The following is an 8,246-nucleotide window of genomic DNA, read 5'->3' as shown; positions in this document are numbered from 1 at the left end:
TTCCAATTCAGCTTGAGTTGCTTGTAGCAGAGATTGGGAAGTTTCCAATTCAGCTTGAGTTGCTTGTAGCAGAGATTGGGAAGTTTCCAATTCAGCTTGAGTTGCTTGTAGCAGAGATTGGGAAGTTTCCAATTCAGCTTGAGTTGCTTGTAGCAGAGATTGGGAAGTTTCCAATTCAGCTTGAGTTGCTTGTAGCAGAGATTGGGAAGTTTCCAATTCAGCTTGAGTTGCTTGTAGCAGAGATTGGGAAGTTTCCAATTCAGCTTGAGTTGCTTGTAGCAGAGATTGGGAAGTTTCCGATTCAGCTTTAAGAGAATTTACTTTAGATTCTAAATCTATGAGTTTAGCTTGGATATTATTTCTATTATTTATCTCAATCTTTAAACTATCAAATTGCCATTCAATGAATTCAATAAGCTTATTAATTTCGCTAATTTCATCTTCTATTCTTCGTAATAAAATGCCATGAGGTACTAAGTCATATATATTAAAGTTGTAATCAGGAATGAAGCCATTATCTAGAAATATCTTGAGCCAATTAATCCGAGGTAAAACCGTTAAATGCGTTGGTTCTGCAAAATCATCAGCAGTAGAGGAAAAAAATACTACTTTGGCATGTTGACACATATTTTTAATTGCATCTAATGCCTCATGCCGTGGCATGTGCTCAACCACTTCAATACATGTTATTAAATCATACTGATGTTGAGCTTTCTTAAAAGCACTTGAATCAGCAGCAGAAGCAACAAAAACATAAGGTTTTAAATCTACTCTTACACAAGATATTGCGTATTCAGAATAATCAAAACCATGTACAAAAATACCTCGGTTGTAAAATGCTTCCACCAAAAAACCTTTGGCACAACCAACATCTAAAACAGAAGTAGGCGACACATAATTTACTAACTTATCGGCGACTGCATTAAAAAAACGTAGCCAATGTCCAGCGTTGGCTGTCCTATCATAAGGAATACCAGGTACCATTCCTAGATAATAATTTTCATTGTAAAATTCTTGATAGTCTAAGTTATTCATCTTTAGCTATTGTCTGTATATCTTAATGTACTCAGATAATGTTTGATTGTTTCTTCAGGTTCGCCTATAAACTCTACCTTTCCTTGAGCTAAACAAACTAACTTATTGCAATATTGCTTAACAAAATTTAAATCATGAGATACTACTAAAACTGTTGCATTTCCATTCCAAAAATTATCAATTCTTTGCTTACATTTATTCTTAAAACTTTCATCTCCTACCGATAACACCTCATCTAAGATTAAAATATCTGGCTGCACATCTGTCGCTATCGCAAATCCCAAACGTGCTGACATACCCGAAGATAATCCCTTAACTGGAACAAAAGCATAATCTTGCAATTCTGCAAATTCCAAAATGGAAGGCGCTCTATTCCGCATTTCTGATCTGGAATATCCCAGCAGAACACCATACAGCAGAATGTTATCCATTACGGAAATTTCCGAATCAAAACCTGCTCCTAATTCAATCAAAGGAGCTATTTGACCTCGTACCCGTACTGTTCCACTGGTAGGTTGTAAAATTCCAGAAATGACCTTTAGAAGAGTAGATTTACCGGAGCCATTCGCACCAATAATACCAATCTTTTCACCTTTTTCAACCACAAAATCAATGTTATCCAGTACTAACTTTTTTACTGGCTGACGATATTTACCCTCTAAAATAGATAGCATTGTTTTCTTAAGGTCATAAGAAAACTCCTCTTGTGTCCGTCGCAACAGCGAAACATTATCTAGGCGAATTACTTCCATTCACAGCAAATCCATAAATTGATGTCGCCACAAGTGAAAACAAGTCCATCCTAGGGCTAAAATAATTACCCCACTAAGCAAAGCTCCCCAAATTAAGCCCAAATCTGGTAGAGAACCTGATAATGTAATTTGACGCAGACTTTCAATAATTGGTGCTAGTGGATTTAAACGTAAAAACTGCCTTATCTGTGGTGGAACAATAGCTGCTGGATAAAATATAGGGCTACTGAGCCAAATCACAAATACTACTAACTCATAAAAGTAAGGCAAGTCTCTAAAAAATACGTACAAAGAACTTACTAAAAAACTGATTCCTGTAGAAACTAAAACTAGGGCCAAAATTGGAAACACCAGCGCCAACACATTGACTAAACTCTTGGAATTAATGAAAGTCATCAATGCCAGCAACGGAAATGTCCCCACCGAAAACTGAAATACATTTGCTGTAATCATCGATAGAGGAAAAACGCTTACTGGCAGACTAATTTTATTCAATAATGAGCCATTACCTACTACACTACTCAATGCCTGGGAGGTAGAAGCTGAGAAAAAATTGATCACTACCAGTCCCGTAAAGGCTGCCAATACGTAGTTCAGTATTGAGTTGCCGTAATAGGAGGCAAAAGTTGCGCCGAAAATTGCAGTGTACAGCCCGGTCATGATCAACGGGTTCAACAGCGACCAATAAACCCCTAGGAACGAACCTCGATAACGTACTTTAAGATTTCGTGCTACCAAAACGTGCAGCAATTCCCAATAACGCCGCACTTGCAACCAAGTTGAATTATCTTTAAGCGAAATTCTCATCCTTAAAAACCACCACACACCACAGGCAAGTTATTTGCGAATTTTATACTACTGGAGCGTACTTTGCCGCACTAGCCTACCATCAAAAACTTTATTTTAAAAAGCATTGTTAAACACACAACCTACTAATTACCATTTTTCTCCTCTTAAGCACATCCTACCCTGGCAAGACCAGTTAATTTATCAATTGGTTCCTATAACTCTCTGAACAAGCCAGCAGGCTGTGTTTATCACAAACGGGTTTAAAAGTCAAATGCGATCGCTTTTCAGGATGTTTAACCATTGCAATGATTGAAGCGCTACTCCATTCCCTAACTCAAGTTATCTGGATCAACTCCCTGCGATCGCAAATATTCTGCCAATCGCTCTGCACGTTGATGTTCTTGTTCAGCCCGCTGGCGCTCTTGTTCTGCTTGTTCCTTTCGCGTCGGCACCCAACCTGCCGCATTGTACCAACGCAACCACAAACTTGTGGTCTGCTGATAAGAACCTTGCCAAAGACCCAATCCTAGTTCTAACTCTTCCAACCATAAGCGGTTCTCTGCTAAAGATATTGCCTCGTAGCGAGTGCCTATGAGTTGAAATGCACGCAAATGATTTTCATAGCGGTCATAAATGCTGTTAGGTCAGAAGTTTAGAAGTTTGGAATTTTCTTCCTTATCTCCACTGAATTTGTGAGAGCAGAGTCACGGATTCCGCTACACTGAGATTTGGTTTATTGCATTGTAATCAGGCATGGAAATCGGACAAAAGGTTAAAGTCTTTCGTTTGCGCGATCGCGTTTCTCCCCCAATTGTGAAAAAACTAGGACAAGTGGGTATTATCCAAGGCTACAAAGTCACCGATGGTGCTGGGATCGGTGTAGTCGTGCTGTTTGACGACAATACTTCCACTTGGTTTTTTGAAGATGAAATCAAACCTGTGTAGTAATAAAGAACTCAAACCCTGGTTTTTCTTTGACTCTGAAGTTTAAAGCACAGGCTGAGAATCTTTGTTGAGTGCTAAGTTGGAGTTGAAAAGACCGGCGGTGAAAATAGGAATCAAGTAATGGCTCTAATATTGACATTTTTGGGCAAAGGCGGCACCGCTCGTACCAAAATTGCGATCGCCGCCGCCAAATTATTGGCAAGTCAAGGCAAGCGCGTACTCCTAGCAGGACAAGCAGAACCAACATTGTCAATTCTGCTGGGTATTCCCATTTCTGCCGATCCCCAGGAAATCGCTCCCAATTTGCAAGCAGTCCAGTTTCAAGCATCTGTACTGTTAGAGCGCAACTGGGACGAAGCGAAGAAACTGGAGGCACAATATCTCCGCACGCCCATATTCAAAGACGTTTTTGGTCAAGAACTGGTAGTATTGCCAGGTATGGACAACGCCCTGGCCCTGAATGCTATCCGTGAATATGATGCCAGTGGCAAATATGATGCGATCGTCTACGATGGCACGGGTGACTCTTTAACTTTGCGGATGTTGGGTTTACCAGAATCTCTCAGTTGGTATGTCCGGCGATTTCGGCAATTGTTTGTCAACTCCGATTTGGGTAAGACAATTACTGAATCGCCCTTGATTCAACCGCTAATTAGCAGCTTTTTCAATGTCAACTGGACAGCAGATAACTTTGCAGGGCCTACGAACCAAGTCAATAATTTCTTAGAAAAGGGGAGAGCCGCTCTTGCTGACCCTAAGCGTCTCGCTGCGTTCATAGTGACCACAGGAGATCCCATTGAGGTAGCAAATGCTCGTTATTTGTGGGGTAGTGCTCAACAAATTGGTTTAACTGTTGGTGGTGTTCTGCTTGTGTCTACTGAGACTAATGCTAATCTATCAGAAGAATTTATACCTCTACCTGTGAGCGTTGTTCCTGACTCGCCAACAGGTGATTGGCAACCACTGATAGATGCCCTACCTAACTTTGAAGCACAAGCGTTACAGGCTCCCAAACCAATTGAAATAGACATCCACAATCGTCAGGTACGCTTATTCTTGCCAGGCTTTGACAAAAAGCAAGTCAAACTTACCCAATATGGGCCAGAAGTCACGGTAGAAGCAGGAGACCAGCGACGGAATATTTCCCTACCCCCTGCTTTGAGTGGCAGACCCGTTGCTGGAGCCAAGTTTCAGAATAATTATTTGATAATTTCGTTTTAATTTAGTTAGGAGTTAGGAGTGAAGAGTTAGGAATAAAACAATAATTCATAACTCCTAGCTCCTAACTTCTCGCTCTAAAAAAAATACGCCTTATGTCAGAATCAACTCCCATTACCCCAGACCCCAACCCATCTGAGGTATTAGACTCAGTGGCAAGTAATCCCAGCGAACAAGCGCTTGCATCTGCCGATCGCAGTGCAAAAACTAGGCAGCTACTGGGGATGAAAGGTGCAGCAGCAGGGGAAACTTCAATTTGGAAAATCCGTTTGCAGTTAATGAAGCCGATTACCTGGATTCCCCTAATTTGGGGCGTAGTCTGTGGTGCGGCTTCTTCTGGTAACTATACTTGGACGCTGGAAAATGTGTTGAAGGTAGCAACTTGTATGCTGCTGGCTGGGCCATTGATGACAGGTTACACCCAAATCCTTAATGATTACTACGATCGCGAAATTGATGCCATCAATGAACCATATCGCCCCATTCCCTCTGGGGCAATTCCTCTACCCCAGGTAATTATTCAAATTTGGGTATTACTGATTGCTGGTATTGCTTTGGCGTTTGCGCTAGACGTGTGGTCTGGTCATGAATTCCCGACAATTACAGCGATCGCCATCATCGGTTCTTTCATCGCCTATATTTATTCTGCACCTCCCCTGAAACTCAAGCAAAACGGCTGGCTAGGCAGTTACGCTTTAGGTGCAAGCTATATCACCCTACCTTGGTCTACAGGACACGCTTTGTTTGGTGACCTCAACTCCACAATTGTGATTTTGACAATGTTCTACAGCTTGGCTGGATTGGGAATTGCCATTGTCAATGATTTCAAGAGTGTAGAAGGCGATCGCCAGCTAGGATTAAATTCACTACCGGTAATGTTTGGCATCACCACTGCGGCATGGATTTGTGTAGTGACAATTGACGTATTTCAAGGATTGATTGCAGCTTATCTCGTCAGCATCCATGAGAATTTGTATGCAGCAATACTAATACTGTTAATCATCCCGCAAATCACCTTGCAGGATATGTATTTTCTGCGCGACCCGGTGAAGAATGATGTTAAGTACCAAGCCAGCGCCCAACCATTCCTTGTTCTGGGAATGCTTGTCACTGGTTTAGCGCTGGGTCATGCTGGCATTTAACTTATACTTCTATAGTAAGAAGCTAGGAATTAGGAGTTAGGAGTTAATATACTTCTAATTCCTAATTTGTATCAGGACATACTATGTTAGAACTGATATCTTTCCTCCTTCATGGGATTCAACCTTTGTTAATCCCAATATGCTTTATCACTGCTTGGACTGTAACTATTCTCGTTGTTTTGAGTCTCTGGACAGCAGCACGAGATAGTGTGGCTACAGCCAAGCAAATGCATCAAATCCCCTGTACCGGTTGCCAATTTTTTACTGACAATTACCGTCTTAAATGTACTGTACGCCCATCTATTGCCAATACAGAAGAAGCGATCGATTGTCTTGACTATCAACCGAAGACTAATCCTTATCTGTATTAAGTGAATGAGCGAAAATCACTCTTAACTCTTAATTCCTAACTCCTAACTATTGTTATTGACCAATTTCTAGCAAGATTTTTAAAACACCCCGACTCTGGGCGTGTTCAAAAGCTGCAAGCCCTTCAATGAGGGGGTAAGTGGCATGAATCAGTGGTTGCACGTCAACTTGTCCTGTAGCTAGTAGCTGGAGGGCTGGAGTAAAGGGGCCACAACGGGAGCCGATGAGAGTTATTTCATCCACTACTAAAGAAGAAGCATCTATGCTGAGGTTACCAGCATAAGTACTTTTAAGTACCAGCGTACCACGGGGACGTAGGGCGCGGCGGGCGATCGCAAATCCTTCTGGGTTGCCAGTACATTCTACTGAGATATCGAAATATCCATCTGTAACAGCATCGGCTAGACTCGTTTTTATTCCTCGTGCCTCTAAGTTAGCCAATTTGTCTCGATGTCGCCCCACAGCTAAGAGTTCACAGCCAGTTAGGGCTAGTGTCTGAGCAACCAACTGCCCTAGTTTGCCATCTCCAACCACTAGCACTCGGTCATTTGGACGTAATGGCACTTGCTGCTGAATTTCCAAAGCTGCTGCTATAGGTTCGGTAAATGTTGCTACTTCTGTGGGCACATTATCAGGGACGGGATGCAGGTTCTCTATTGGCAAACAGAGATATTCAGCAAAGGCACCGTGGCGGTTGACAATACCCAAAACTGTGCGATTTTCGCAGTGAGTTGGTTGTTCGCTGCGACAAAACCGACAATGCCCACACACAGCGTTGATTTCTCCAACTACGCGTTGGTTAACTAAGTGTTCTGGCCCTTGTTCAACAACACCAACAAATTCATGACCTAAAATACCAGTGTAGGGATAGTAGCCTCTAAGCAGTTCCAGATCAGTGTTACAGATACCCGCACGCAAGACGCGTACCAAAGCTTCTCCCAGTGGTGGTTCAGGAATGGGAATATCCGTGCGTAATTGCAATTGGTTGTTTTCGAGCCAAAGTCCTTTCATTTTTATTCATGTCTTTTGCCTAATATTTTGTCATACCATTTTCAAAATCTTTGCAACATAATCAATCGGCTATAGGGCAATACAGTTCAGTTAAGCATTCCTTTCTTCCCTTTCTTCTCTTCCTTTGCGTCCTTTGCGCCCTTTGCGGTTCGTTAAAAAATTGACTTTGTTTGACAAAGAGTTAAGCCTTAACCCAAGCGTATTGGGCTATAGGGGCGGACATCTGTCATACGTGTCAACTGAAGCTAAAAGCCTTTTCAAATCTCGTTTCCAGCAAGAGGCTGGAAATGCAACTCAAAAGCGGCTCTACCGCCAGCAAGGGAGGCGGCAGCCCCTAGGATGGCATTCCCAGTCGGAGACTGGGAACGAGACAATATCTAAAAGCTGCTTCTAGACTGGCTTTCACGTTAAGGTAAATATGTCTTTAATTTTGGGAACTTACATCAATTTTGCTTAACCAAGTAACCAAGTCATTTGAGTCAAGTGCTATCTCACTTCCTAAGGTTTTGATATAAAGAAGGCCGTCACTAATAATTAAATCTCTAATTGGATACCATGAATCTCGTGTTCTAATCAAAAGTTCCAAGGGAATACCTAGCCTTGAAGTATACTTGCGATATTTCCACCAAGCTCGCCATAGAAGCACAGATTTAGTACAGTGCATCTCATAGCCTTTGGGAACTTCACAGTATTGATACTGATAGAAACCTCGACTATCTACTTCTCCTTTGAGCAAGTAACTATATTCTGCTAATGCCTGATTTATCAATTCCCATTGGGATGATTTTGGATAAATCAAGAATTCAGATAGGGTGTTAGATAGTTGGGCAGTGGCAATCACGCCTTCAGATTTCGCTGTCAGTTGGTTGGTTTTATACACTGTTTGCGCTGTCAAAGCAGGATTTGACAACAAAACTTCTTTTCTCTGGATAGAGTTTTGCACAAACTCTCGAATTAAATCTAGATTAGACAACATAAAATTTTT

General features: G+C 41.8%; 9 protein-coding genes and 1 pseudogene. 4 read left to right on the top strand and 6 right to left on the bottom strand.

Annotated elements, in window-relative coordinates; all coding sequences use genetic code 11:
- From F8R90_RS18310 to F8R90_RS18295, 4 genes and pseudogenes are all read right to left on the bottom strand, one after another.
- On the bottom strand, window positions 1-1,035 hold a 1,035-nt coding region (locus F8R90_RS18310; protein WP_196511903.1), incomplete at its 3' end, for a class I SAM-dependent methyltransferase.
- A gap of 2 nt (window positions 1,036-1,037) precedes the next feature.
- The gene (locus tag F8R90_RS18305) at window positions 1,038-1,787 is read right to left on the bottom strand and encodes an ABC transporter ATP-binding protein (protein ID WP_196511902.1); all 750 of its coding nucleotides are present in this window, start codon (window positions 1,785-1,787) and stop codon (window positions 1,038-1,040) included.
- Window positions 1,788-2,594, bottom strand: coding sequence for an ABC transporter permease (locus F8R90_RS18300; RefSeq protein WP_196511901.1), 807 nt, complete (start codon window positions 2,592-2,594; stop codon window positions 1,788-1,790). It abuts the gene before it with no gap.
- A 311-nt stretch (window positions 2,595-2,905) separates the two neighbouring features.
- Window positions 2,906-3,211: pseudogene (locus F8R90_RS18295) on the bottom strand (hypothetical protein); the annotation flags it as partial.
- Between the two features lie 118 nt (window positions 3,212-3,329).
- Here F8R90_RS18295 and petP point away from each other — a divergent pair.
- From petP to F8R90_RS18275, 4 genes are all read left to right on the top strand, one after another.
- Window positions 3,330-3,521, top strand: coding sequence for a cytochrome b6f subunit PetP (gene petP / locus F8R90_RS18290; protein ID WP_190898803.1), 192 nt, complete (start codon window positions 3,330-3,332; stop codon window positions 3,519-3,521).
- Window positions 3,522-3,641: 120 nt separating this feature from the next.
- Window positions 3,642-4,742, top strand: coding sequence for a Get3/ArsA fold putative tail anchor-mediating ATPase NosAFP (locus F8R90_RS18285; protein WP_196511900.1), 1,101 nt, complete (start codon window positions 3,642-3,644; stop codon window positions 4,740-4,742).
- A 92-nt stretch (window positions 4,743-4,834) separates the two neighbouring features.
- Entirely contained in the window at window positions 4,835-5,881 is a 1,047-nt protein-coding gene (chlG, locus tag F8R90_RS18280; RefSeq protein ID WP_190898800.1) for a chlorophyll synthase ChlG, read from the top strand.
- Between the two features lie 83 nt (window positions 5,882-5,964).
- Window positions 5,965-6,252, top strand: coding sequence for a hypothetical protein (locus F8R90_RS18275; protein ID WP_196511899.1), 288 nt, complete (start codon window positions 5,965-5,967; stop codon window positions 6,250-6,252).
- 52 nt (window positions 6,253-6,304) lie between these two features.
- On the opposite strand, the gene F8R90_RS18270 is transcribed toward F8R90_RS18275, so the two are convergent.
- Both F8R90_RS18270 and F8R90_RS18265 read right to left on the bottom strand, forming a co-directional pair.
- The gene (locus F8R90_RS18270) at window positions 6,305-7,261 is read right to left on the bottom strand and encodes an MDR/zinc-dependent alcohol dehydrogenase-like family protein (RefSeq protein ID WP_196511898.1); all 957 of its coding nucleotides are present in this window, start codon (window positions 7,259-7,261) and stop codon (window positions 6,305-6,307) included.
- A 424-nt stretch (window positions 7,262-7,685) separates the two neighbouring features.
- Window positions 7,686-8,237: a hypothetical protein gene (locus F8R90_RS18265; protein ID WP_190898797.1), complete on the bottom strand. Its 552-nt coding sequence runs from the start codon at window positions 8,235-8,237 to the stop codon at window positions 7,686-7,688.
- Window positions 8,238-8,246 lie beyond the last annotated feature (9 nt).

Source organism: Nostoc sp. NZL (assembly GCF_015714705.1).
Taxonomy (GTDB): domain Bacteria; phylum Cyanobacteriota; class Cyanobacteriia; order Cyanobacteriales; family Nostocaceae; genus Nostoc; species Nostoc foliaceum_A.
Note: the sequence above shows the minus strand (reverse complement) of the source record. Positions and strands in the feature narration are given on the sequence as shown.